Here is a 23,792-nt window from a genome sequence, read left to right on the forward strand (position 1 = left end):
AAACCACTATTTTTGTAATAATTCAGCAACAGAAACATCTGTTAATTTATTGACAATTAAATCAGCACCGTGTAATTCTTCACCAGAATATACACCCACCGCATACATGCCAGCTGCTTTGATGCCATCTAAACCAGCTTGAGCATCTTCAAAGCCAACTGCTTCAGCTGGGGTAATCTTGATAGCTTCTGCTGCACGGATAAAGATTTCTGGGTCAGGCTTTCCTTTTGTTAATGTGGCAGGGTCAACAATTGCATCGAATGCCTCTTGAACGCCTAATTTTTCTAAGATAAATGGCGCATTTTTAGAAGCTGAAGCAATGGCACATGGTACGTTTTGAGCTTTTGCTTCATTTAAAAATTCTTGGACTCCTGGCAATAAATCGTCTGGCGTTAAGTCTTGTAACAATTCAACATAGTGTGTATTTTTCTTTTCTGCTAAGGCTTCTTTTTCTTCTGTTGTGTAAGCATCCGCTTTGTTTCCATAAGCTAAAATACGTTCCAATGAATCCATACGACTAATGCCTTTTAATTGTTCATTGAATTTTAAATCAATTTCAATGCCGATTTCATCAGCTAAATCTTTCCATGCTAAGTAATGGAATTTGGCTGTGTCAGTAATGACACCATCTAAATCAAATACAAATCCTTTTTTCATCTTATAATATGCTCCTTAGTAGTTGATAGTTGCTTGTTTATTGGCTGTTAATTCAATTGGTTGACCGTTCACTTCAATTGTTGTTGCTTGGTCTGCAGTAACTTGTAAAGCTGTTTTTGTAGCTGTGACGTGTAAATGAATGCCACGAATAGTTAAGTTGAATGTAATAGCATTCCAGGCTGCTGGTAAATTTGGCTCAAAGCTAATCATAGCTTTGCGAATATCTAATCCAGCAAAGGTTGTTAATGGAATAAATAAGGTTGCTGCCATTACACCCGCGTGAATTCCTTCAGCAGTAGTACCGCCTTGAATATCACGATAGTCTGAGTATAGAGCTTCTTGATAAAGTTTCCAAGCTAAATCTTGGTCATCCACCATTGCGGCTAATTGAGCATGAACGACACGAGAAAGAGTAGAACCATGAGACGTACGTTCTAAGTAATAATTTAAGTTACGTTCTACGTAGTCATTAGGCAATTGATAGTTCAAATCTTCTAAAATTAAGCGCACTTGTTCTTTGGAGAAATTATAGAAAATCATTAAGCTGTCCGCTTGTTTAGCAACTTTATACGCGTCTGCTGATTCGCCTTCTGCATTTAAGATGCGATCCATACGGTAAATATTGCCATATTTTTCTTTATAGTGATCCCAATCTAAATCTTTTAAGTCAAAATACCCTTCGAATTGGGCGATAATCCCGTCTTCGTTAATTTCTAAACCTAATTGATGTTTCATGGCAGCCATTTTTTCTATTTGTTGTTGTGTAATCCCTGCTTTGGCTTGAATGGATTGGACAATTTCTGATGAGAGTTGTTCGTTAAGACGTTCAATTTCTTCAAATAACCACACGACCATCATATTTGTATAGGCATTGTTTTTCAAACCGCCTTTTTCAGCATTTGGATAGCTTTCATGAAACTCATCTGGTCCCATCACACGGTCGATAAAGTAACGTTGTGTTGTTTCATCGAAAGTTGCGGCACTTTGCCAGAACTGAGCGATTTCCAACATTAGCTCTAAACCATATTTTTCCATAAATGCAACATCATTCGTATTGTGCCAGTACTGCCATACGTTGTAAGCAATCGCTAAGGAAACATGACGTTGCAAACGACTATGATCTTCTTTCCACTCACCACTGATTGGATTTAAATGTAGTTCTTGTGATTGTTCTGTTCCATCTAAACCAGATTGCCAAGGGAACATAGCACCTTCATATCCGGCTTTTTTCGCATCTTTTTTCGCCATTTCCAAACGGCGGTAACGATAGAGCAATAATTCTTTGGCTGTTTCAGGAAAATGAATAATATAAAACGGTAAAATAAATAATTCATCCCAGAAAATATGTCCACGATAGGCTTCTCCATGAAGTCCACGAGCTGTCACACTGGCATCTAAATTCTTATTGCCATTTGGTGAAGCTGAAGCTAATAAATGGAACGTGTGTAAGTTTAACATTTTTTGTGACATTAGATCGCCGTCAATTTCAATGCCAGCGGTCGCCCACAAAGCTTTCCAAGCTGCAGCTGATGCTTGATAACTTTCTTCAAAAGTAGGAAAATCAGCAGAAAAATCGATCGTTGGGATGTCTTCATGTTCGCGATATTGGTCGACAAGAACGGTTTTTTCAAAGGTATAAGCCGTTCCTTCTTGTGCTTGAAGGGTTAATGTTTGACTAATTTTGGTATCCGTTTCTTCGGTTGTTAATTCGGCTAACGTTTCGTCATAATATAATTTAGCTTGTTGGGCAATTGTGATATTTGATGTGTTTGTTTTGGCTGTTAATGCCACATAATTGTGATTTGTTTGTCGCTTGGTTACTTCTAAATGTTCACGTGACAAGCTACGGTAGCGGGCAACATTATAGTTATAAACGGCACCATCTGCTTCTGATACCACTGTAATATCTCCAGAAAAATTCAACGGTGTAAAGGTATAAGAAAGGTTAAATTGGTGCACATTTGCCATGCTGGCAATTTTTTTCGTATGAATGGCTAATTCTTTCCCATCCGTCAATTGAACCGTAGTCCAAGATTCAAATAAACCAGTTTTTAAATCTAAGCGACGTTTCATTGAAAGCACTTGGTTATTAGCAATGTCTACCCGTTCATCATTTACGATTAGAAAGATTTTTTGTAGATTGGGTGCATTAACGAAATCTTCATTGTAAATGGTACGATCAGCGACTTGCGAAGCAGCAGTGTTGTATAAGCTTGCTAAATAAAGTGCTGGATAGTTTTCATCCGCAATTTCCATTTCTGGTGTGGTTCCACGTAAACCTAAAAAACCATTGCCGACTGTTAATAATGATTCAACAGAATATTCATCTTTTCCTGGTATATAGCCGTGATAAACAACCTCCCATGGAATATTTGTGGCATTGTCAATTGCTCCTACAACAAATGGACGGTTGGTTTTTTCAGTTAAATATTGAGCTAATTCAACGATTTGTCCATCGATTTTAACGATTTCTTCTTTGTTAATTGAACCTTGAGTGACCTCATGTTTGCTGATTATTTCAGTTAATTGCTTGATACGGTCTGTAATATCTCCCTCTAAGCCAATTGTTGTGTCATTTGCTAAAGTAACCGTCCATTTTGTAGCTTGTACATCTATTTTCATTTTATTTCCCCTTTCTACTTGTCTATACATGCAACCAAAGTATAACGGAAAATGAAAGCTTTTACAACGAGTTTATTTGTTTTTTATTTATGAAAATGGGAAAAAGGTTTAAAAATATAAATTTTATGAATGAAAATATTTGTTTTTAAAGTTGGTATATCAACGTTTTCAACGATTTTAATAAAATTTTTTTGCGAAAAAATAATAAAACGCTTGCATTATAAAGAGTCACAAGTTATGATTAGTTTGTAAGTACACATGTATATACAAATCAAGTGTTAGGAGGATATAACAATGGGAAAATATCAAGCTGATGCCGAGAAATTGCTTGAATTTGTTGGAGGAAAAGAAAACATTGCAGCAGTAACACACTGTGCAACACGGATGCGTTTTGTTTTAAATGATCCAGCAAAAGCGAATGAAAAAGCAATCGAGGAGATACCAAGTGTTAAGGGTATGTTTACGAATGCTGGACAATTCCAAGTAATCATTGGAAACGATGTCTCAACATTTTACAATGATTTTTCAGCAATTTCAGGAATTGAAGGCGTTTCAAAAGAACAAGGAAAGGCTTTGGCAAAACAAAATCAAAATCCGTTACAACGAGCGATTGCTGTTTTAGCCGAAATTTTTACACCATTATTACCAGCTATTATTGTCGGAGGTTTGATTTTAGGTTTTCGTAATTTATTAGAAGGTGTACAAATTGCAGCACTTGGTCAAAAAATTGTTGACGGTGTAGCCGCAACCAATGTGGACGGTACACCTATTTATCAGACAATTGTTGATGTCTCACAATTTTGGTCAGGCGTAAATAGTTTCTTATGGTTACCAGGGGAAGCCATTTTCCACTTCTTACCAGTAGGAATTACCTGGAGTATTACTCGTAAAATGGGAACTACTCAAATTCTAGGGATTGTCCTAGGGATTACGTTAGTCTCACCACAATTGCTAAATGCTTACGCTGTGAATAGTACAGCGGCAGCAGATATTCCATTCTGGGACTTTGGTTTTGCTCATGTCAATATGATTGGATACCAAGCGCAAGTTATTCCAGCGATGCTAGCCGGATTTACTCTGGTTTATTTGGAGAAATTCTTTAGACCGAGAATTCCTGAAGCTATTTCAATGATTTTTGTCCCACTTTTCTCCTTATTGCCAGCCATTTTCTTCGCTCATACTATTTTAGGTCCGATTGGATGGAAGATTGGTACAGGAATTTCTTATGTCGTAAACGCTGGATTAGAATCACCGATTTCATGGTTGTTTAGTGCTATCTTTGGAGCAGTTTATGCACCATTAGTTATTACTGGATTGCACCATACAACGCTTGCGATTGACGCACAATTAATTGCTGATTTTGGTACAACGAACTTGTGGCCAATGATTGCTTTATCAAATATCGCACAAGGTGCAGCAGTATTTGCGGTATTGTTCTTGCACCGTACAGATACAAAAGAAAAAGAAATTTCATTACCATCAGGGATTTCTTCATGGTTAGGCGTTACTGAGCCTGCGATGTTCGGGATTAACTTAAAATATGTGTATCCTTTTGTCGCAGCGATGATTGGTTCAGGTATTGCTGGAATGTTCAGTAATATCATGGGCGTTCGTGCCAATGCAATTGGGGTTGGTGGTTTACCAGGTATCTTAGCTATTAACGGAAATATCGGTGGTGGTTGGTTCGCCTTTACGATTGCGATGGCTATTGCGATTGTCGTGCCATTTATCTTAACGATTGTATTCCGTCAACGTGGATGGTTCAACAAAATCGATCGTGTTGGTGAACAAGCTGTTGCAGCAGGTGACGCAGTAGACGTACCGGTTGCAGTAGAAGCAACACCAGAAACAACTGCATCAAATGAAGTGGTAACAGAAGAATTATTTGCTACAGTTAATGGAACAGTAATCGGAATTAGCGAAGTGAATGATCCTGTATTTGCTCAAAAAATGATGGGCGATGGCTTTGCAATCCAACCAACCGATATACATGTCTTTTCTCCAGTTACTGGAACAATTACGAGTGTTTTTGATACGCAACATGCAATTGGAATTTTAACCCCAGCAGGTGCGGAAGTACTTGTACACATGGGCTTGGATACAGTTGAATTAAAAGGTGCACCATTTACTGTTAAGGTCAAAGCCGGTGACAATGTTACGTCTGAAACTGAATTAGCGGAAATGGATTTGGAAGCAGTAATAGCTGCTGGAAAAGCAACCGATATTGTAACCGTCATTACGAATGCAGATCGTGTTGCTGGTCTAACTGTAACGTTAGGTGAAGCTACTGCTAAAACACCGATTGGTAGAGCCGAAATTTTAAGCTAAACAAAATTTCATAACAATAACAAATATGCTAGAAAATCTTTAACTCAAAGATTTTCTAGCATATTTTGTTGTTACAAGAAGGATAGAAAACAAATGCATTTTATTTGGTTAATAAATTTTAACAATATCTAGGGGCCAACATGGTAAATTTTTATTTATTGAATAATCTCGTTCAAGATTAAAATCTATTTTTTTTATCTTGTCTTGTCACTGACATCTATGCTATGGTTTGAGTAATAACTTTAAGGAGGCGCTTATGGTTCAATTAGTTGCAGTTGACATGGATGGGACATTTTTAACGGCCGATAAGACGTATGACCGAGGACGTTTTGAAAAAATTTTAGCCGAACTAAAGCAACGCCAGATTAAATTTGTGGTTGCTAGTGGGAATCAGTACGCACAATTGACTTCTTTTTTTCCAGAGAGTCAAGAATTGACCTTTGTGGCAGAAAATGGTGTGTTGATTTACGACCAAAATGAGTTGATTCGCGAAAGTCATTTTGAAAAAGAAACACTGATCTCGATGATTCATTTTTTACGAGAAAATTATCCCGAAGTCAATATGGTATTAAATAGTATTCAAAGTGCGTATATGGAACGCCATCTGCCCGCAGAATTTCAGCAATTTGTGGCATTTTATTGTCATGCGTTAGAGAAAGTTGATGATTTATTAGCGTTAGATTTTGAAAAAGAAAAATACGTAAAATTTGCCTTAGGAGTGCCAACTGCACAAACAGAAGAAATTGCACGAGCGATTTCGGCGGCATTTCCAGACAAAGCACAGGCTGTTTCCAGTGGTCATGGGAGCGTCGATATTATTTTGCCCCATTATCATAAGGCGAATGGCTTAAAATTTTTAGCTGACTATTGGCAAATCGACCCACAAGATATGATGGCATTTGGCGATGGCCATAATGATTTAGAAATGTTGGCGTATGTAGGACACAGTTATGCGATGGCCAATGGGGCTCCAGCAGTTTTACAAACGGCTAAATTTATCGCACCTTCGAATAATGAAAGTGGCGTTTTACAGGTGCTTGAAGACTTTTTATCACAATAGGAGAAGTAGATGATTGAAAATCAAACGTTAACGATTGATCAACTAGAAGCCGGCGAGACATACCGAAATTGTCGTTTGCTACCATCTGGAAAGGGTATCTCATTTTCTGATATAGTATTTGATTGCTGTGAGTTTGAAAAACAACGCTTTACATACAGTGAGTGGTTAGACTGCACGTTTAAAAATAGTGTGTTTTCAAATCAAGATTTTTCAGATAGTGTCTTTTATCGTTGTTCATTTAACCATTGTCAACTTTTAGGAACAAATTTCTCAACTAATCGTTGGAAAGAAACTCGAATTATTGACTCACGTGGCGATTATCTCAATTTTAGCGATTCTGTGATGGAGAAAAATGTATTTGAGCAAGTTTCTTTAAGAGAAGCCTTTTTTCAACAGGTAACAATTAAGAAAAAATTGCTTTTTGATCAATGTGAAATGAATCAAGCAGATTTTTCCGAGACGAAGTTAGCACAAGTTGATTTTTCAACTAGTGAGTTTGAGACACTCTATTTCTCACCACAACTAATGAAGGGTGCGGTCATTTCTCAATATCAAGCAGTACAGATGATGGCGATGATGGGTGTGAAAATTCGATAGGGCAGGGGATTGTATAAGCCTATTTAACCGAGAGATATCCGAATTATATTAGAGCTTGCCAGCAGAACCTGGTCGCAAATTCATTAGAATGTGCGTCATTCACTCTATATAGTTCGGCTATTTTTTTACGTTACGACCTCTTTTTTAGTTAAAATAGCTTGATAGAACTAGGTTTAATTACAATCTATTAAAAATATTTCTAGAAATAAAAGTTTCTCAGTGCCTATACAAGTGAAATTTGCTATGATAGAATACAACACGACTATTTTCGAGTAGGTGGAAATATGGAAATTATAGAGAAAGCACCCGCAAAAATCAATTTGGGCTTAGATATTCTGCGTAAAAGAGAAGATGGATATCACGAACTTGAGATGGTCATGTCTAGTGTAGATTTAGCGGATCGTTTAACATTTGAAACGCTCCCTGAAAATAAAATCATTGTGGAGACAAATAAAGCATTTTTGCCGATTGATAAACGTAATAATGTCTATCAAGCAGCGGCAATTTTAAAAGAACGCTACGGGATTCAAGAAGGTATTAAAATTTCTATTGATAAACATATTCCAGTAGCTGCTGGCTTAGGTGGTGGCAGTACCGACTGTGCGGCGGCTTTAAGAGGAATGAATCGTTTATGGCAACTCGACTTATCTATGGATGAGTTAGTGTCGATGGGCGTAGAAGTTGGTACAGATGTTCCTTATTGTTTGTACGGCACGACTTCGTTTATTGCAGGTAAAGGAGAAATTGTTAGACCATTGATTCCGATGCCCCAATGTTGGGTGGTGTTAGTTAAACCACGTATCAGTGTATCTACGCGTAAAATTTTCCAACAAGTCGAACTGGAACAACTGTCTCATCCCGACATGCATCAATTATCTGAAGCAATTTTAAACCAAGATTATGAGATGATGTTAGCGCATATGGGCAATAGTTTAGAAGATGTGACGATTCCGAAACATCCCGTGATTCAGCAAATTAAAGACCGTATGCTAAAATATGGCGCTGATGCAGCCTTGATGAGTGGTAGTGGTCCAACCGTCTTTGCTTTATGCAAGAAATATTCGCGTGCACAGCGCATTGTTAACGGTCTAAAAGGCTTTTGTGACGAAGTGTATCTTGTACGCACCTTAAAATGATGCTAGAAAAAAAGCGAACCTTCTTTGATAAGAAGGCTTCGTTTTTTATTTGCTCGCCTTTTCCTTGACGAAATGCCCGCTGTTTGATACATTATTCCCTGTCATCAAATCGTAAACTTTACGATTTGTTTATTCAAAGAAAAAGTGAGGATCGTAAAAAAATGAAAAAAATCCTTTTAACAAGCATATTTTTAATTGGTAGCTTTCTGTTAGGTGCGTGTGGACAAAGTCAAGAAACAACTGATGAATTAAAAATTATGACAACTTTTTATCCCATGTATGAATTTAGTAAGCAGGTCGTTGGCGATGAAGGTGAAGTGGAATTATTAATTCCTGCTGGTACCGAAGCACATGATTACGAGCCAAGTGCCAAAGATATTGCTAAAATTTCAGAAGCGGATGCTCTTGTCTACAATAGTGAAGACTTGGAAACATGGGTGGAACGTTTAGGTGAAAGTGTTGATACACAACAAACAACCTTTATCGAAGCGGCTGGTCAAATTGATTTAATGGAAGCCGGCGCAGAAGACGACCATGACCATGAAACCGAAGAACATCACCATGAACATGACCCACATGTTTGGGTGGATCCAGTATTAGCAATGAAAGAAGTTGAAACGATTCGCGATGCATTAATTGAAAAATTCCCAGAGAAAAAAGCAACTTTTGAAAAAAATGCGGCAGCGTATTTAGAAGAACTAAATGCGTTAGATCAAGAATTCCAAACGGCTTTCAAAGATGCAAAAAACAAAACGTTCGTGACTCAACACGCAGCTTTTGCTTATTTAGCAAAACAATATGGATTAACGCAAGAATCAATTGCTGGTATCTCTCCAGACGAAGAACCAAGTCCTAGCCGTTTAGCAGAATTAAAACATTACGTAGAAGAACATAATGTCAAAGTTATTTATTTTGAGGAAAATGCTTCTTCAAAAGTTGCAGAAACCTTAGCTCAAGAAACAGGTATTTCATTGGAAGTGTTAAATCCATTGGAAAGTTTAACAAATGAACAACTAAAAGCAGGCGAAGATTATATCAGTGTGATGCGTGACAATCTGGACGCATTAAAAGCAAGTATTCAATAAGGAGGCGCACGTGTGCATTATATAGAAGTAAAAGATTTAACATTTTACTATGATGATGAGCCGGTTTTAGAAGGCGTGAATTATCATGTAGATGCAGGTGAATTTGTTATTTTAACAGGTGAAAATGGTGCAGCCAAATCGACACTAGTTCGCTCAACATTAGGATTGTTAAAACCAGCAAAAGGTCAAGTGACGATTGCCAAAAAAAATACAGAAGGCAAACGTCTAAGTGTGGGGTATATTCCGCAACAAATCGCCTCATTTAATGTTGGTTTTCCTAGTACAGTTTTGGAATTAGTCCGTTCTGGACGTTATCCGAAAAATCGTTGGTTCAAAAAATTAACGCAACGCGACCATGACCATGTGCAAAAAGCGTTAGAAGCTGTGGGAATGTGGGAAATGCGCCACAAACGAATTGGTGAATTATCCGGTGGGCAAAAACAACGTATTAGTTTGGCACGTATTTTTGCGACGGATCCAGATTTATTTATTTTAGACGAACCAACCACAGGAATGGATGAAGAGTCACGTAATAATTTTTATCGTTTGTTGCGTCACAGTGCGCATCAACATGGAAAAGCGATTTTGATGATTACTCATGATCATGAAGATATTAAAAACTATGCTGATCGCCAAATTCGCTTAGTACGAAAGGAGGATTCTCAATGGAGATGCTTTCATATGAATTCATGAGAAGGGCCTTTTTAGCCGCTATTTTTATTGCTGGGATTGCTCCAATGCTAGGCGTATTTTTAGTTATTCGTCGTCAATCACTGATGGCAGATACTTTGTCGCATGTCTCTTTAGCTGGTGTAGCATTGGGTTTCTTTTTAAATTTAAATCCAACGATTACTACGATGTTAGTTGTTATTTTAGCTGCGATTTTGCTTGAATATCTGCGTATGATGTATCGAAGTTATTCAGAAATTTCGATTGCTATTTTAATGTCGGGTGGTTTAGCTTTAGCTTTAGTCTTGATGAACCTGAGTGGTGGTAACTCATCGACAAGTATACAATCCTATCTGTTTGGTTCGATTGTCACGATTACTTCAGATCAAGTGGTCTTCTTAGGTATCTTATTTGTAATTACTACAGTGTTATTTTTATTGTTTAAAAAACCAATGTATGTCTTAACCTTTGATGAAGATACAGCGCATGTCGATGGTTTACCTGTTCATTGGATGTCAATGATGTTTAATGTGTTAACGGGTGTTGCGATTGCTGTGATGATTCCGATTGCGGGTGCATTACTTATTTCAGCTATTATGGTCTTACCTGCAGCTATTAGTATGCGTTTAGGAAAGAGCTTTAATATGGTGATTTTGATTAGTGTGATTATTGGATTAGTGGGAATGATGACTGGTTTAACGAGTTCTTATTATCTATCAACCCCACCAGGAGCAACGATTACCCTGGTTTTCATTGCCTTCTTTTTAGTTGTGAATCTTATTCGTCGTCTGATTATTATGATTCAACGGAAAAAACAAGCAAAAAATTAACAAAAAGTGTGAGAAACGAAAATTTCTTGCACTTTTTTTATTTACTGTTAATAAAGTACGAACATTTTTTTAAATAAACAAGAAAATACTCGAAAAAATCTGTGAAAAGCTTTATAATAAGGAGAAACAATTTAGAAAAGGAGTTGAAGTGTGTGAAGGTTCGTCGTAGTGAACGATTAATTGATATGACCCATTATTTATTGGATCATCCTCATGAATTGATTTCATTGACTTTTTTTGCGAAACGTTATGAGTCAGCGAAGTCGTCAATTAGTGAAGATTTAGCCATCATTAAAAAAACATTTAGAGAAAGAGGAACAGGACTGCTAGATACCATTCCTGGTGCAGCAGGCGGCGTTATTTTTGTACCTATGATTTCTAAAGAAGAAGCCAGAGAATATGTTGTTGCCTTATCTGAACGTTTGTCAGAACAAGACCGTCTGCTTCCAGGTGGTTATGTTTATTTATCTGATTTATTGGGAGAACCAGAATTATTACGCCAAGTCGGGCGAATTATTGCCTCTAAATATTTAGGAGAAAAAATTGATGCTGTGATGACCGTTGCAACAAAAGGTGTTCCAATTGCTCAAGCAGTTTCCTATTATTTGAACGTTCCGTTTGTAATTGTGCGTCGTGATTCAAAAATTACAGAAGGTTCGACTGTAAGTGTCAATTACGTATCTGGTTCGTCTGAACGCATCGAAAAAATGGAGTTATCGAAACGCAGTCTAAAACGAGGTTCACGTGTTTTAGTCGTGGATGACTTTATGAAAGGCGGTGGAACAATTAACGGAATGCAAGGATTGATTGAAGAATTCGAAGCTGAGTTAGTTGGAGTAACCGTGTTTGCTGAGGCGAAATTCCGTGGAGAACGCGCGGTAAAAGAATACAATTCGTTATTATTTGTCGAAGATGTAAATACGCAAACCAAAACAATTTCTGTAGTACCTGGAAATTATTTTGATGAAGAATAAAAAACTGAGTTCCAACATGCCGTGTTGGAACTCAGTTTTTTTGAACAGTGTGACGATGAAGCTAATAAGATAAAAAAAGAGTAGAAAACGTGGGACATAGTAATATTTGATAGGTTCAGTAAGTTGAGATAAGAAGAATACGTTTACATAATGAGAGGCTTTTTGTAAACTAGAGCTAATACTAAGCGAAGGAGCATGACATTATGGAACAAACACTTGTAATTATCAAACCCGATGGCGTAGAACGTCAGTTAGTTGGTTCAATTATTCAACGATTTGAAGCTGCGAACCTAAAAATGAAAGCAGTCACTATGACGATATTGAAAGAGACTGTTTTAAACGAACATTATAGTCATCTCATTAATCAGCCGTTTTTTCCGAAGTTAGTCGCATATATGACAGAGGGACCAGTTTTGTTACTTATTTTAGAAGGAGAGCAAGCGGTGACCCGTGTGCGAAGACTGATTGGCGCAACCGATCCATTACAAGCAGACATTGGCACGATTCGTGGTGATTACGGCGTGAATCAAACCCGTAATTTAGTTCATGCTTCAGATTCACCAGAAGCTGCACAAATTGAAATTGCCCGCTTCTTTGGGAAATAAATTGGTCTAGCTGTAAATGCACCGATATAGTTGAAAAGTTCCCATAATTGGGCTACACTTAAAAAAGCAAAAATCGAATGGAGTGAGTTACGTGGATACACGTTACGCAATTATTTTGGCCGCAGGAAAAGGCACTCGTATGAAATCAACTTTATATAAAGTGTTACACCCTGTATGCGGCAAACCAATGGTGGAACATATTATTAATCGTGTGGAAGAAACGAAACCAACAGAAATCGTGACAATTGTTGGTCACGGAGCAGATAAAGTTCAATCGCAATTGGGCGAGCGTAGTCAATATGCCTTACAAGCAGAACAATTAGGGACAGGACACGCAGTCATGCAAGCGGCAGATTTCTTAAAAGGTAAAAAAGGCACCACGTTAGTCATTAGTGGCGATACGCCATTATTAACGTCAGAAACCTTGGACAATTTATTTGAATACCATCAAGGAAAAGGTGCGTCTGCGACCATTTTAACTGCTCATGCAGAAAATCCAACAGGGTATGGTCGGATTTTGCGGGACCATGTGGGCATTGTGGACCGTATTGTGGAACAAAAAGATGCGACTCCAGAAGAAGCACAAGTCAAAGAAATCAATACTGGGACGTATTGTTTTGATAACGAATTATTATTCGATGCCTTAACAAAATTAAACACCGATAATGCGCAAGGTGAATATTATTTAACCGATATTATTGAAATTTTAAAAGACGAAGGCAAAAATGTAGCTGCGTATCAAACCCAAGATTTTGACGAATCATTAGGGGTGAATGATCGTGTAGCACTCGCAGAAGCCAATCGTATTATGCGTACGCGGATCAATCATCAACATATGTTGAATGGTGTGACTTTTGTTGATCCAGCAGCGACATATATCGATGCAGGCATTGAAATTGGTGCAGAAACGGTCATTGAACCAGGTGTGTACTTAAAAGGCAATACAGTCATTGGTGAAAACTGTGTGATTACCGCACAATCACAAATCATTGACAGTATCATTGGGGACAATGTAGTGGTCAAATCATCAGTAGTCGAAGAAAGCACGGTTCATTCCGGAGCAGATGTGGGCCCGTATGCGCATTTACGTCCAAAAGCCGAAATCATGGCAGATGCGCATATCGGTAACTTTGTCGAAGTGAAAAACGCCACTGTTGGTGAAGGCACCAAAGTAGGCCACTTGACGTATGTTGGCGATGCGACATTAGGCAAAGACATCAATGTTGGCTGTGGCGTTGTTTTCGTGAACTATGATGGCAAAAACAAATATCAAACGGTTATTGGTGACCATAGCTTCATTGGTTCAGGTGCTAACATTATTGCACCAGTCAATGTGGCAGCCAATAGTTGTATTGCGGCAGGTTCAACAATCACAGAAGATGTACCAGAACATGCGTTAGCCATTGCACGTGCACGCCAAGTAATTAAAGAAGATTACGCAAAAAATTTCCCTTATATGCAATAAGTTAGCCGAAAGTCTTGATTTATTTGTAAAAAATGACTACTATTTACTAGGAAGATGATTCTAGTAGATTGTAGTCTTTTTACTAGTCGAATGTATAGAAAGTGGAGGTTCTCATGTCGAATCAATATTCTGATCCAAAATTAAAGATTTTTGCGCTAAACTCTAATCGTCCATTAGCCGAAAAAATCGCTGCTGCAGTAGGTGTAGAACTAGGTAAATGTTCAGTCAAACAATTCAGTGATGGTGAAATCCAAGTCAACATCGAAGAAAGTATTCGTGGTGCGCATGTATACATCATTCAATCAACAAGCAACCCTGTAAATGATAACTTAATGGAGTTATTAATCATGATTGATGCCTTAAAACGTGCTAGTGCAAAAACAATTAACGTTGTCATGCCTTATTATGGTTATGCTCGTCAAGACCGTAAAGCACGCTCTCGCGAACCAATTACAGCAAAATTAGTGGCAAATATGATCGAAAAAGCCGGTGCAAACCGTATGGTAACACTAGACTTGCATGCATCACAAATTCAAGGATTCTTTGATATTCCAGTGGACCATTTAATGGGTGCACCATTAATTGCAAATTATTTCTTAGAAAATAATATTCAAGGCGATGATGTCGTAGTTGTATCACCAGACCATGGTGGTGTGACACGTGCTCGTAAATTAGCAGAATTCTTAAAAGCACCAATTGCTATTATTGACAAACGCCGTCCACGCGCGAATGTTGCAGAAGTGATGAATATCATTGGTCATGTTGAAGGCAAAATTTGTGTATTAATTGATGACATTATTGACACAGCAGGAACAATTACTTTAGCAGCCAATGCGTTGAAACAAGCTGGTGCCAAAAGTGTGTATGCGTCTTGTACACATCCAGTCTTGTCTGGTCCAGCCTTAGAACGTATTGAAGCATCAGCAATTGAACGTTTAGTTGTAACTGATTCAATTAATTTACCAGAAGAACGCAAAATTGATAAGATTGACGAAATTAGCGTTGGCAACTTAATGGCAGAAGCAATCAAACGTATCCATGAGAACAAACCAGTCAGCCCATTATTTGAATCAAAAGAAGCGTTTATCAAATAAATATCGACTGACAATATAAGTTGAAATAAAATAGAAATACCCAAACTATCGAGCATTGGCTCTATATAGTTTGGGTATTTTACTTTCTATAAAGCTATTTTTATCAAAAACAAAAAAATGCAACCCTTTTCAAAAATGTGTTTGACAGTCAATAAAAATTATGATAGCCTTTTCATTGTAGGTTTTCGTCAAACGAAAATGTACATAAAATTTGATTAGGAATGTTATCTGTAAAGAGCATAACCTATAACTGCATCCAAGCTACAAGGGACAGTTATGGGCTTTTTTTGTTGTTTTGGAAAAATATTTTTAATCTGGGGAAAACTAGGAGGAAGAAGAATATGAAGAAATTATTGGTTGCTGCAGGTGTATTGTTTTCATTTGGATTAGTGTTAACAGGTTGTCAAAGTGGTGGTACCACTACAAGCGAAACGGTTGCTGAGTCGACAACTGTGAAAGATGAAGTTGCTGATGAGCTAACATTATATGTTGTCCGTCATGGAAAAACAATGTTAAATACGACAGACCGTGTTCAAGGATGGTCAGATGCAGTGTTAACGCCAGCAGGTGAAGAAGTTGTTACCGCAGCAGGTATTGGTTTGAAAGATGTTGATTTCCAAGCAGTTTACAGCAGTGACAGTGGTCGTGCAGTTCAAACAGCAAACTTGATTATGGATGAAAATACAGCATCTGATCATTTAGAAGTTCACACAGATCGCCGTTTACGTGAGTTCAATTTTGGCACTTATGAAGGTGATTTAAATCATACTATGTGGCAAGATATTGCTGATGATCGTGGCGTAACTCTAGAAGAATTTTTGGCGAATTTGGATCCAGCAGAATTTGCTGATAGTGTGGCTAAATTAGATAAAGAACACATGAAAAAAGAAGGTATTGAAGAAGGTATCAATTGGCCTGCGGAAGATTACCAAACAATTACCGATCGTCTAACAGAAGGATTAGATGCAATTGTTGATGAAGAAGCTAAGAATCCAGGTACAGGAAATATCTTAATTACATCTCATGGTTTAAGTATTTCTGCTTTATTGGATACGTTGTTTGAAGATTTTGAAGTACCAGAAGGTGGATTGAAAAATGCTAGTGTGAATATCATCAAATACAAAGATGGCGAATATACACTAGAATCTGTTAATGATATGAGCTACGCTGAAGCAGGCGAAGCGGCAGCAAAATAGATATAAATAAGAATGAGAACGAAGAGGCTGGTCAAAAGGCCTCTTTTTTTGCGTTTCAAAACGTAGTTGCATCCGAAGATTTTAACCAATTAAAGAATAGAGTCACTAGAATCATTAAAAGTAAAATTGATAGACAATGTTAAAATAATTCAAAAACGGCACGTATTTATTCTTACTACAGGTGAAAGTTTGGCAAGTACAAGAGGAGTGTTTTTTATTTGTTTTCTTAAAAATAGGACGTTCAAGCATAAATTCTTGACGTTTGGGCAAAAACGATTTTTGTTTAAAAATTTATGTTACTATAATGAAAATATATAAGCGTACGTAAAAAATAGGACATGTAAGTTTAAAGGATGGGTCCTTTAATTATAATCCAAATAGGATGATGGTTGCACTATCGAGTGAAGAAAAAATTATTTTTGTAACGAAAGAATACGACGAAATTCAGTGCATAAACTTACTAAAAACTAAATGGTCTTTTCTAAGTAAAAGGAGTTGTTTTATGAGCTATAAGAAGAAAAAAAACATATTTATCCTGTATATTTTTTATTTGATGGCACAGTTAATTTCAAACGGAATAGATGGCAATTGGTCTTTCATTTATTTAATAAAAGAAAATGGCAGCGATATTTTGGGTTTCATGATTGGCATTTTTTTATTTTTTTATCTTGATAATGATTAATATATGATGATAACTATTACGGAAGATAGATGTTCGTATTATAGTAATCCTAAATCTGTAAAAAAGAAACAGGGCAAACTGTTAATGGTGTTTGGAATAGTTTAAATCCAATTGCCAAACAAAAATTAGTTACAATTTAGTTAGATAGTCGTATAAGGAGAAAGTAGTCTATAAATATATTCAGTTTGTAGAATCAAATGCTGAAGATACTACGAAACAATTGTTACTGTATGATATTGTAATAGGAAGAAAGACAAATAAAATAAAAAAATATCCGAACGATACAAAATGAGAGCTGTTAGAATCTCTTTGTATCGTTCGGATTATTGTTATTAAAAAGAGTGATGACGTCATCGTTTAAAACCGTTCACTACAAATACGTCATATAGCATCTCACTGCTTTTTATTTCTTATAAATATTTTTCAACGTTAATGGTGCGGCAAAGGTATGATAGTTTAAGCCTTCAATTGCGTCATTTTGTAACACAGATTGTTGATTTTGGCTGATAATAATCATGCCTGGGTTTGTTTCAATGACTTCTTTTTCAGCTGCTATCAATGTTTCCCAACGTTTTTCTAAATCGTTCGCGTATTTGATCGAGGCATCGTCAAGTAATTGATCATAGGCTGGGTTTGAGTAGTTACGGTCATTGCCAGAATATAGGGTCTTTAATGTTGAAATTGGATCTTTATAATCTGGTGTCCAATAAATCAAGAATAAATCGTAATCGCTGTCTCGTCCTAAGTTCAAGGCTGTTTCAGTTGGTAAAGCTTTTAATTCGACAGTTAAACCAGGGAATGTTTCTTGGAGACTATATTGAATACTTTCTCCCATTTTTTTGTAACCACCGTCATCCGTAACCATTAATTCAAGTGTGATGTCATCGCCTAATTCGGCTTTGGCTTCTTCCCAATACTTCAAGGCTTCGTCTTTGTTGTATTCCATCAAATCGCCCGCTTCTTCACGGAAATCAACACCGGTGGTTGGATTGCTAACAAATCCTTCTGTTACTGCACCATACAGAGGTTTTGAACCATCTGCCATGACATTGTTCACTAAGGTTTCTTTGTCGATACCTAACGCAAGCGCTTTACGTAAATTAATATTTTTAAGTGGGGTATCTTTGCCTCCGCGAACTTGATTCATGCGGATATAGTTCATCGTTGCAGTTGGATAGGAATGGAAGTCTTCATTGTTTAAATTTTGTTTTGCCAACTCACCTGTTAAGGTAGCGACATCTAATTGACCATCATTGAATAAATTCAAAGCAGTTGAAGCTTCTTTGATGACATCATAATGGATATTTTCGGCTTTGACATTGGCTTTGTCCCAATACTTGTCGTTCTTCACTAAATCCCAACTTGTTTCAGATTGTTTCCAGTTTTCGACGATGAAGGGTCCGTTATAAACCACACTTTCACTATCTTTCCCATAATTATCTCCAAATTCTTTTAATGCTGTTTGATTTTGTGGGAAGAATGTTGGAAAAGTGAGCAATGACGTAAAATAAGGTTTGGCTTCACTTAAATGAACTTCCAAAGTTTGGTCGTCCAAAGCTTTTACCCCTAGTTCATCCACTTCTTTTTCACCTACTGAAATCGCTGCCGCATTTTCAACCGTATCAATTAATAAAAAGCTATAAATCAAAGCATTTTTTGGATCAATCATTTTTTTCCAAGCAGCTTCAAAGTCATATGCAGTTACTGGTTCATCATTACTCCAAACAGCATCGTCTCGTAAAGTAATCGTATAAGTTTTACCATCTTCAGAAATTTCAGGCAATTCTTTCGCTACGGCAGGAATGACGTCATCATTTTCATCTAACGCGTATAAACCTTCAAAAGCTGCTGTGTGAGTAATTGCATCTGGAAAATCTAACATATTAGAGGTATCTAACGTTGTTAATTCTGATGCAGACATCAAATTAATTGGTGTTGCTTCTTCTTCTTTTGGTGCGCCTGTTGAACATCCTACTAGTGCGAAAGCAGCAAGGGCACCTAACCAAATTCCCTTTTTATTCATTTTATTCCTCCTAGTTACGGTCGACTAACATCCAGACAACTACTGCGGGTTCATCGCCGTCATTATAATTGATGTGACCTTCGCCTTTTTCAATTAATTGCGCATCACCTGGTTTGCCAAGTAAATCTTGTCCATCCTCCAAGATTGTATGTGCCGTGCCAGAGATGACGTACGAATATTCATCTTGGTCGTGGCGAGCAAAACCTTCTGCTGGACTTTTTTCACCGGGTTGTAGCGTAATTAAGCCCATCGTGACACGCTCATTGGGTTGGTTCTTTTGGTCAAAAAAGATAGTCATCTTTTCAGCCAGAGTTGGTTTAATAATCATAGCAGCGCTCCTCTCTTTATTACACCTAATAATACTTGAAACCGTTACAATGTCAATCGTTCAAAAGTTTTTAACGGATTAAAAGAGAAAAAAATTGCATTAAGGTTTTCAATACCTAAAAACTATGCTATGCTTTTGCTGTAGTTAAAATTAAATAGAATCTACTCGCAAAGGGGAGTCCATTTGGGCTGAGATTGAGTTTACTCTAAACCCTCCGTACCTGTTTCGATCATTCGAGCGTAGGAATTGTGACGAGTTGAAGTGTACATTAGATATATCATCCACTTCTCCTTTGTGAATTGTAAAGATTCTGAAGGAGGAGTTTTTTTATGCGTTCATCAACAACAAAAATTTGGGTGGAAGGAACTATTTTGGCCGCTTTAGCGATGGTCTTATCATTTATTCCTTTAGACATTGGTTCAAGTTTTTCTATTTCACTCGGACAAATTCCCATTGCCGTTTATGCGTTGCGACGTGGTCCTAAAGCCGGTTTATTAGCAGCGTTCATTTGGGGGATTTTGCACTTCCCAGCTGCCAAAGTTTACTTTTTAAGTGTCATTCAAGTCTTAATCGAATACCCTATTGCCTTTACTTTTGCTGGTTTAACAGGTCTTGCAGCAACTAAATTACAAAAAGCAATTGCTGCGGGAGATACGATAACTGCTCGCAAACAAATTGTTTCAGGAGTCTTTATCGGAGCTTTGGCACGATACTTCTGGCATTTTGTAGCTGGTTGGGTCTTTTGGGGAATGTATGCGTTATGGGGCATGAGTCCAGTCGTCTTTTCTTTAGTAATGAATGGCATTAGTGGCTTGGCAACGGCGCTTGTGACGACAATTGTTTTATTGGTGCTTTATCGCATGAATCCAACGATTTTCGTTCCTAAAGATACCTTGAGATAAGGAGTAGTTGATGGATTTTGTAACAATTGCCCGCGATGCTGCTCAGAGAAGCTGGGAAAATAGCTTGGCACACCCGTTTATTCAGGAATTACATCAAGGAACATTATCGGAAAGTTGTTTTCGTTATTATTTATTACAAGATCGCTATTATTTGGAATCGTTACAATCCGTTTACCTAGCTATTGGTCAACAAACAGAACTTCCACAAATAAAAATGATGATGGAACAAGGTGCGAAGCGTTTAGTAGCGGGCGAAATAAGTATTCGCGAAACTTTTTTTGAACGATTGCAGATTACGGAACAAGAAGTTCAACAAACGCCGCTTGCAACGGTCCCAAAACGTTATGTTGCACATATGCATCAGCAATTACAGCACTCTGTTTCTGTTGCTTTTGCAAGTTTATTACCTTGTGCTTGGTTGTATCAAGAAATTGGTTTAGCGTTGTCTTCGGGGTCACCACACCCAGTGTATCAGCGTTGGATTGAAACCTGTATTACACCAGAAAGTATGGCAATTGTTGCTCAAGAAAAAGAATTATTGAATCAGTTATATCAAAAAGCAACAGCAAGCGAACGCCATCAGATGATAGAAGCATTTGTGACAAGTGTCAAAATGGAAGAAGCTTTTTGGGATATGGCGTATTATTTCAATAGATAAAGGAGTCCATTATGGGAAACCAAAAATTACAGAAATTAACGTATCTAGCAATGATGATTGCGTTAGATGTTGTGTTATCACCACTGTTTCGAATTGAAGGTATGGCACCTATGTCGAGTGTGATGAATGTCTTAGCAGGTGTATTATTAGGACCGCTTTATGGGACAATCATGGCATTTGTCTGTGGTGTGATTCGGATAACTTTATTAGGAATTCCCCCGTTGGCTCTTACTGGGGCAGTATTCGGTGCTTTTTTTGCAGGGCTGGGTTATCGTTTGTATCCTTCTGTCGTTTCTTCGATGGTTGGAGAAATTATTGGTACAGGAATCATTGGTTCATTATTGTCTTATCCTGTAATGGTTTGGTTCACAGGTAGTAGCAGTGATTTTTATTGGTTGATGTATACCCCTCGTTTTATCGGTGCAGCTTGTATTGGTTCAGTGATTGCCTTTCTCATTTGGCAAAAAGCCAAAACGATTGCAGTGATTCAAAAAATTCAACGATTATACAAAGGAGTCTCGATATGACAAATTGGCAAGCAATACTCGCACACTATTTACCTTTGAAAAAAGCGCCCTTGGTTCATTGTATTACGAATGAAATTACCAATGAACTACTAGCAAATGGTTTATTGTTTGTTGGTGCCAAACCGATTATGGCAGAAGACATTCGGGAATTTCCAGATTTATTTAAAAGCACAGATGGCGTATTATTAAATATGGGAAGAATGTCAGTTGCCCGTGAAGAAGCACTCGTGGAAGCCAGCAAATTAGCCAACAAATCAGCCAAAAAAGCAGTGGTTGATATCGTTGGGGCGGCAGCGACGCCTTTACGCTTTGATTTAGCACATCGACTAGCTAAACAACAACCAAGTGTGTTAAAAGGCAATATTTCAGAGTTGCGCGCATTTTGTGGCTTAACTTCTGCTGGCCGAGGTGTTGATGGCAGCGCGTTTGATCAAGAAGACACAGCAATTACCGAATTAATCCAAGCCTTGCAACAGCAAGACCCAGAGATTACGTATTTAGCAACAGGTAAAAAAGATATCGTTGTTAAAGGGGAGCAAGTGTGGTTATTAGAAAATGGCGTCCCAGAGTTGGATTGCTTTACTGGAACAGGGGATTTAGTCGGTGCGCTAATTACGGCATTTTTAGGTGCGGGCTATGAGGCAGTAGAAGCAACTATTTTAGGTGTTAGTTATTTGAACTGTTGTGGTGAACGAGCGAAAGAAAAATTAGTACCAACAGTTGGCTTAGCGGATTTTCGTCATGAAACATTGAATCAATTGTCCTTATTATCACAAGATATTACTTGGAGCCAACAAGTGAAGGGGAGAAAACGATGAAGGAATTAGCTTTATATTTAGTGACACAACGTTATGGCAATACCGAAGAGTTTCTACAAATCATTGAAGAGGCGTGTCAAAATGGCGTAACTTTAGTGCAGCTACGTGAAAAAAAACTCTCTACACGTGAATTTTATGAATTAGCGCAACAAGTCAAGGCGATTACCGATCGTTATAGTGTACCTCTGATAATTAATGACCGCGTGGATATTTGTTTAGCTGTTGATGCGGCTGGTGTGCATATTGGTGATGATGAACTACCTGTAGCAATTACTCGTCAACTCATTGGCAATAAGTGGTTAGGAGTCTCAGCTAAAACGATTGACCGTGCGCAAGAAGCGCAACAAGAAGGGGCAGACTATTTGGGAGTAGGTGCAATTTTTCCAACAAAAACCAAAGATACGCCCTTAACTTCGCTGGCAACATTACAAGAAATTACCGAGGCAATTACCATCCCAGTAGTAGCTATTGGAGGAATTACTGAAGATCGATTGTCAAGCTTTAATGGACTTAACATTGCTGGTGTAGCAGTAGTTAGCGAAATTATGAAGGCTGAATCTGTTGCGGAAAAAGTTCAAAACATGCGTAAAAAAATTCAAGAATGGGAGGGGAAATAAATGGAAAATAGCACACCGCAAGTAGTAACGATTGCCGGTTCAGATTCCGGTGGTGGTGCAGGTATTCAAGCTGATTTAAAAACTTTTCAAGCGCGACAAGTTTTTGGTATGAGCATTGTCATTGCGTTAACCGCTCAAAATACATTGGGGGTACAAGAAAGTTACCCCATCCCCTGTGAATTCATTGATGCGCAGTTTGCTTCTTTAGCTGCTGATTTTGCCATTAAAGCGTCGAAAACAGGTATGTTAGCCGACAGCGAGCATGTTGCCGCAGTTATTAAAAATTTGAAAACATATGATTTTGGTCCATTAGTTGTCGATCCGGTGATGATTGCTAAAGGAGGACATCCTTTATTAACAGAAGATGCGATTCAATTAATTAAAGAAGAACTATTACCACTAGCAACCATTGTCACACCAAATTTACCTGAAGCCGAAGTTTTAGTCGGTTATGCGATTGAAACAGAAGCCGATATGCAACGTGCCGCTCGTGATTTACAACAACTGGGTGTACAACATGTTGTGATGAAAGGTGGACACAAAGAAGGTATTGAGTCTGCTGACTACGTTCTTTTGGCAGATCAAACTAGTTTCTGGTTACGTACGCCACGAATTGCTACCAAAAATACCCATGGTACAGGCGATACTTTCTCTTCTTGTATTGTTGCTGAATTAGCAAAAGGAGCAACCGTCAAAGAAGCGATTATTACTGCCAAAAAATTCATTCAAGGAGCTATTCAAGAAGGGATTTTTGTTGGTCATGGTCATGGTCCAACCAATCATTGGGCACAATTGAGCGAAGATGTTCGAGTAGAAGAAAACGCGAATGAGACATATTAAATGTCTCGCTCGCGTTTTTTTTTTTCGACAATTGTTATGGTAAATAATCGGTATCATCTGTTGCAGGATAGCCTTTTTC

The 23,792-nt window shown here is 37.7% G+C and carries 23 protein-coding genes and 1 riboswitch; of the genes, 19 read left to right on the forward strand and 4 right to left on the reverse strand.

The window, feature by feature from the left end; genetic code table 11:
* Positions 1-6: 6 nt before the first annotated feature.
* Both pgmB and AC4BC7_RS12295 read right to left on the reverse strand, forming a co-directional pair.
* Positions 7-657 carry a beta-phosphoglucomutase gene (gene pgmB, locus AC4BC7_RS12290; RefSeq protein ID WP_207941935.1) on the reverse strand — a complete coding sequence of 217 codons (651 nt, stop codon included), beginning with the start codon at positions 655-657 and terminating at the stop codon, positions 7-9.
* A 15-nt stretch (positions 658-672) separates the two neighbouring features.
* Positions 673-3,279, reverse strand: coding sequence for a glycoside hydrolase family 65 protein (locus AC4BC7_RS12295; protein WP_207941936.1), 2,607 nt, complete (start codon positions 3,277-3,279; stop codon positions 673-675).
* A 294-nt stretch (positions 3,280-3,573) separates the two neighbouring features.
* Here AC4BC7_RS12295 and treP point away from each other — a divergent pair, with 294 nt between their 5' ends.
* The 13 genes from treP to AC4BC7_RS12360 all read left to right on the forward strand — a co-directional run bounded on the left by treP (position 3,574) and on the right by AC4BC7_RS12360 (position 17,000).
* Positions 3,574-5,607 carry a PTS system trehalose-specific EIIBC component gene (treP, locus tag AC4BC7_RS12300; RefSeq protein WP_207941937.1) on the forward strand — a complete coding sequence of 678 codons (2,034 nt, stop codon included), beginning with the start codon at positions 3,574-3,576 and terminating at the stop codon, positions 5,605-5,607.
* Between the two features lie 256 nt (positions 5,608-5,863).
* Positions 5,864-6,667: a Cof-type HAD-IIB family hydrolase gene (locus AC4BC7_RS12305; protein ID WP_207941938.1), complete on the forward strand. Its 804-nt coding sequence runs from the start codon at positions 5,864-5,866 to the stop codon at positions 6,665-6,667.
* Between the two features lie 9 nt (positions 6,668-6,676).
* Positions 6,677-7,264 carry a pentapeptide repeat-containing protein gene (locus AC4BC7_RS12310; RefSeq protein WP_490502997.1) on the forward strand — a complete coding sequence of 196 codons (588 nt, stop codon included), beginning with the start codon at positions 6,677-6,679 and terminating at the stop codon, positions 7,262-7,264.
* A gap of 284 nt (positions 7,265-7,548) precedes the next feature.
* Positions 7,549-8,400 carry a 4-(cytidine 5'-diphospho)-2-C-methyl-D-erythritol kinase gene (gene ispE, locus AC4BC7_RS12315; RefSeq protein ID WP_207941940.1) on the forward strand — a complete coding sequence of 284 codons (852 nt, stop codon included), beginning with the start codon at positions 7,549-7,551 and terminating at the stop codon, positions 8,398-8,400.
* A 161-nt stretch (positions 8,401-8,561) separates the two neighbouring features.
* Positions 8,562-9,485, forward strand: a complete 924-nt coding sequence (locus tag AC4BC7_RS12320) for a metal ABC transporter substrate-binding protein (protein WP_490502998.1) — start codon at positions 8,562-8,564, stop codon at positions 9,483-9,485.
* Between the two features lie 12 nt (positions 9,486-9,497).
* A complete protein-coding gene (locus tag AC4BC7_RS12325) occupies positions 9,498-10,178 on the forward strand; it encodes an ATP-binding cassette domain-containing protein (RefSeq protein WP_207941942.1) in 681 nt (226 codons plus the stop codon).
* Complete coding sequence (locus AC4BC7_RS12330; protein ID WP_207941943.1) at positions 10,151-10,984, forward strand: metal ABC transporter permease; 834 nt, start codon at positions 10,151-10,153, stop codon at positions 10,982-10,984. The genes AC4BC7_RS12325 and AC4BC7_RS12330 overlap by 28 nt, the downstream gene beginning before the upstream one ends.
* Positions 10,985-11,136: 152 nt before the next feature.
* Positions 11,137-11,958, forward strand: a complete 822-nt coding sequence (gene purR / locus AC4BC7_RS12335; protein ID WP_207941944.1) for a pur operon repressor — start codon at positions 11,137-11,139, stop codon at positions 11,956-11,958.
* A 203-nt stretch (positions 11,959-12,161) separates the two neighbouring features.
* Positions 12,162-12,563, forward strand: coding sequence for a nucleoside-diphosphate kinase (gene ndk, locus AC4BC7_RS12340; protein ID WP_207941945.1), 402 nt, complete (start codon positions 12,162-12,164; stop codon positions 12,561-12,563).
* A gap of 91 nt (positions 12,564-12,654) precedes the next feature.
* Positions 12,655-14,028 carry a bifunctional UDP-N-acetylglucosamine diphosphorylase/glucosamine-1-phosphate N-acetyltransferase GlmU gene (gene glmU / locus AC4BC7_RS12345; RefSeq protein ID WP_207941946.1) on the forward strand — a complete coding sequence of 458 codons (1,374 nt, stop codon included), beginning with the start codon at positions 12,655-12,657 and terminating at the stop codon, positions 14,026-14,028.
* 113 nt (positions 14,029-14,141) lie between these two features.
* Positions 14,142-15,122: a ribose-phosphate diphosphokinase gene (locus tag AC4BC7_RS12350; protein ID WP_207941947.1), complete on the forward strand. Its 981-nt coding sequence runs from the start codon at positions 14,142-14,144 to the stop codon at positions 15,120-15,122.
* A 341-nt stretch (positions 15,123-15,463) separates the two neighbouring features.
* The gene (locus tag AC4BC7_RS12355) at positions 15,464-16,318 is read left to right on the forward strand and encodes a histidine phosphatase family protein (protein WP_207941948.1); all 855 of its coding nucleotides are present in this window, start codon (positions 15,464-15,466) and stop codon (positions 16,316-16,318) included.
* 502 nt (positions 16,319-16,820) lie between these two features.
* A complete protein-coding gene (locus AC4BC7_RS12360) occupies positions 16,821-17,000 on the forward strand; it encodes a hypothetical protein (protein WP_207941949.1) in 180 nt (59 codons plus the stop codon).
* Between the two features lie 403 nt (positions 17,001-17,403).
* Here the strand turns inward: AC4BC7_RS12360 and AC4BC7_RS12365 are convergent, their stop codons facing one another.
* Positions 17,404-19,023 (reverse strand): peptide ABC transporter substrate-binding protein, encoded by a 1,620-nt coding sequence (locus tag AC4BC7_RS12365; RefSeq protein ID WP_490502999.1) that lies wholly within the window; start codon positions 19,021-19,023, stop codon positions 17,404-17,406.
* A 10-nt stretch (positions 19,024-19,033) separates the two neighbouring features.
* Positions 19,034-19,351 carry a cupin domain-containing protein gene (locus AC4BC7_RS12370; RefSeq protein ID WP_207941951.1) on the reverse strand — a complete coding sequence of 106 codons (318 nt, stop codon included), beginning with the start codon at positions 19,349-19,351 and terminating at the stop codon, positions 19,034-19,036.
* A 161-nt stretch (positions 19,352-19,512) separates the two neighbouring features.
* Positions 19,513-19,614, forward strand: a riboswitch (TPP riboswitch).
* Positions 19,615-19,680: 66 nt separating this feature from the next.
* Here AC4BC7_RS12370 and thiT point away from each other — a divergent pair.
* The 6 genes from thiT to thiD are packed head-to-tail and all read left to right on the forward strand — an operon-like array spanning position 19,681 to position 23,713.
* Positions 19,681-20,253, forward strand: a complete 573-nt coding sequence (thiT, locus tag AC4BC7_RS12375; protein WP_207941952.1) for an energy-coupled thiamine transporter ThiT — start codon at positions 19,681-19,683, stop codon at positions 20,251-20,253.
* A 10-nt stretch (positions 20,254-20,263) separates the two neighbouring features.
* The gene (gene tenA / locus AC4BC7_RS12380) at positions 20,264-20,911 is read left to right on the forward strand and encodes a thiaminase II (protein WP_207941953.1); all 648 of its coding nucleotides are present in this window, start codon (positions 20,264-20,266) and stop codon (positions 20,909-20,911) included.
* Between the two features lie 53 nt (positions 20,912-20,964).
* Positions 20,965-21,438, forward strand: a complete 474-nt coding sequence (thiW, locus tag AC4BC7_RS12385; RefSeq protein ID WP_243430689.1) for an energy coupling factor transporter S component ThiW — start codon at positions 20,965-20,967, stop codon at positions 21,436-21,438.
* Entirely contained in the window at positions 21,435-22,256 is an 822-nt protein-coding gene (gene thiM / locus AC4BC7_RS12390; RefSeq protein WP_490503000.1) for a hydroxyethylthiazole kinase, read from the forward strand. The genes thiW and thiM overlap by 4 nt, the downstream gene beginning before the upstream one ends.
* The gene (gene thiE / locus AC4BC7_RS12395; protein ID WP_490503001.1) at positions 22,253-22,873 is read left to right on the forward strand and encodes a thiamine phosphate synthase; all 621 of its coding nucleotides are present in this window, start codon (positions 22,253-22,255) and stop codon (positions 22,871-22,873) included. Before thiM ends, thiE begins: the two co-directional genes overlap by 4 nt.
* Complete coding sequence (gene thiD, locus AC4BC7_RS12400; RefSeq protein ID WP_207941957.1) at positions 22,874-23,713, forward strand: bifunctional hydroxymethylpyrimidine kinase/phosphomethylpyrimidine kinase; 840 nt, start codon at positions 22,874-22,876, stop codon at positions 23,711-23,713.
* Positions 23,714-23,792 lie beyond the last annotated feature (79 nt).

The organism is Enterococcus sp. AMC1623 (assembly GCF_058216495.1).

Bases quoted from the DNA above. Each gene is read 5' to 3' on its own strand.
- pgmB (WP_207941935.1), bottom strand. From the start codon at position 657: ATGAAAAAAGGATTTGTATTTGATTTAGATGGTGTCATTACTGACACA.
- AC4BC7_RS12295 (WP_207941936.1), bottom strand. From the start codon at position 3,279: ATGAAAATAGATGTACAAGCTACAAAATGGACGGTTACTTTAGCAAAT.
- treP (WP_207941937.1), top strand. From the start codon at position 3,574: ATGGGAAAATATCAAGCTGATGCCGAGAAATTGCTTGAATTTGTTGGA.
- AC4BC7_RS12305 (WP_207941938.1), top strand. From the start codon at position 5,864: ATGGTTCAATTAGTTGCAGTTGACATGGATGGGACATTTTTAACGGCC.
- AC4BC7_RS12310 (WP_490502997.1), top strand. From the start codon at position 6,677: ATGATTGAAAATCAAACGTTAACGATTGATCAACTAGAAGCCGGCGAG.
- ispE (WP_207941940.1), top strand. From the start codon at position 7,549: ATGGAAATTATAGAGAAAGCACCCGCAAAAATCAATTTGGGCTTAGAT.
- AC4BC7_RS12320 (WP_490502998.1), top strand. From the start codon at position 8,562: ATGAAAAAAATCCTTTTAACAAGCATATTTTTAATTGGTAGCTTTCTG.
- AC4BC7_RS12330 (WP_207941943.1), top strand. From the start codon at position 10,151: ATGGAGATGCTTTCATATGAATTCATGAGAAGGGCCTTTTTAGCCGCT.
- ndk (WP_207941945.1), top strand. From the start codon at position 12,162: ATGGAACAAACACTTGTAATTATCAAACCCGATGGCGTAGAACGTCAG.
- AC4BC7_RS12350 (WP_207941947.1), top strand. From the start codon at position 14,142: ATGTCGAATCAATATTCTGATCCAAAATTAAAGATTTTTGCGCTAAAC.
- AC4BC7_RS12355 (WP_207941948.1), top strand. From the start codon at position 15,464: ATGAAGAAATTATTGGTTGCTGCAGGTGTATTGTTTTCATTTGGATTA.
- AC4BC7_RS12360 (WP_207941949.1), top strand. From the start codon at position 16,821: ATGAGCTATAAGAAGAAAAAAAACATATTTATCCTGTATATTTTTTAT.
- AC4BC7_RS12365 (WP_490502999.1), bottom strand. From the start codon at position 19,023: ATGAATAAAAAGGGAATTTGGTTAGGTGCCCTTGCTGCTTTCGCACTA.
- AC4BC7_RS12370 (WP_207941951.1), bottom strand. From the start codon at position 19,351: ATGATTATTAAACCAACTCTGGCTGAAAAGATGACTATCTTTTTTGAC.
- thiT (WP_207941952.1), top strand. From the start codon at position 19,681: ATGCGTTCATCAACAACAAAAATTTGGGTGGAAGGAACTATTTTGGCC.
- tenA (WP_207941953.1), top strand. From the start codon at position 20,264: ATGGATTTTGTAACAATTGCCCGCGATGCTGCTCAGAGAAGCTGGGAA.
- thiW (WP_243430689.1), top strand. From the start codon at position 20,965: ATGATTGCGTTAGATGTTGTGTTATCACCACTGTTTCGAATTGAAGGT.
- thiM (WP_490503000.1), top strand. From the start codon at position 21,435: ATGACAAATTGGCAAGCAATACTCGCACACTATTTACCTTTGAAAAAA.
- thiE (WP_490503001.1), top strand. From the start codon at position 22,253: ATGAAGGAATTAGCTTTATATTTAGTGACACAACGTTATGGCAATACC.
- thiD (WP_207941957.1), top strand. From the start codon at position 22,874: ATGGAAAATAGCACACCGCAAGTAGTAACGATTGCCGGTTCAGATTCC.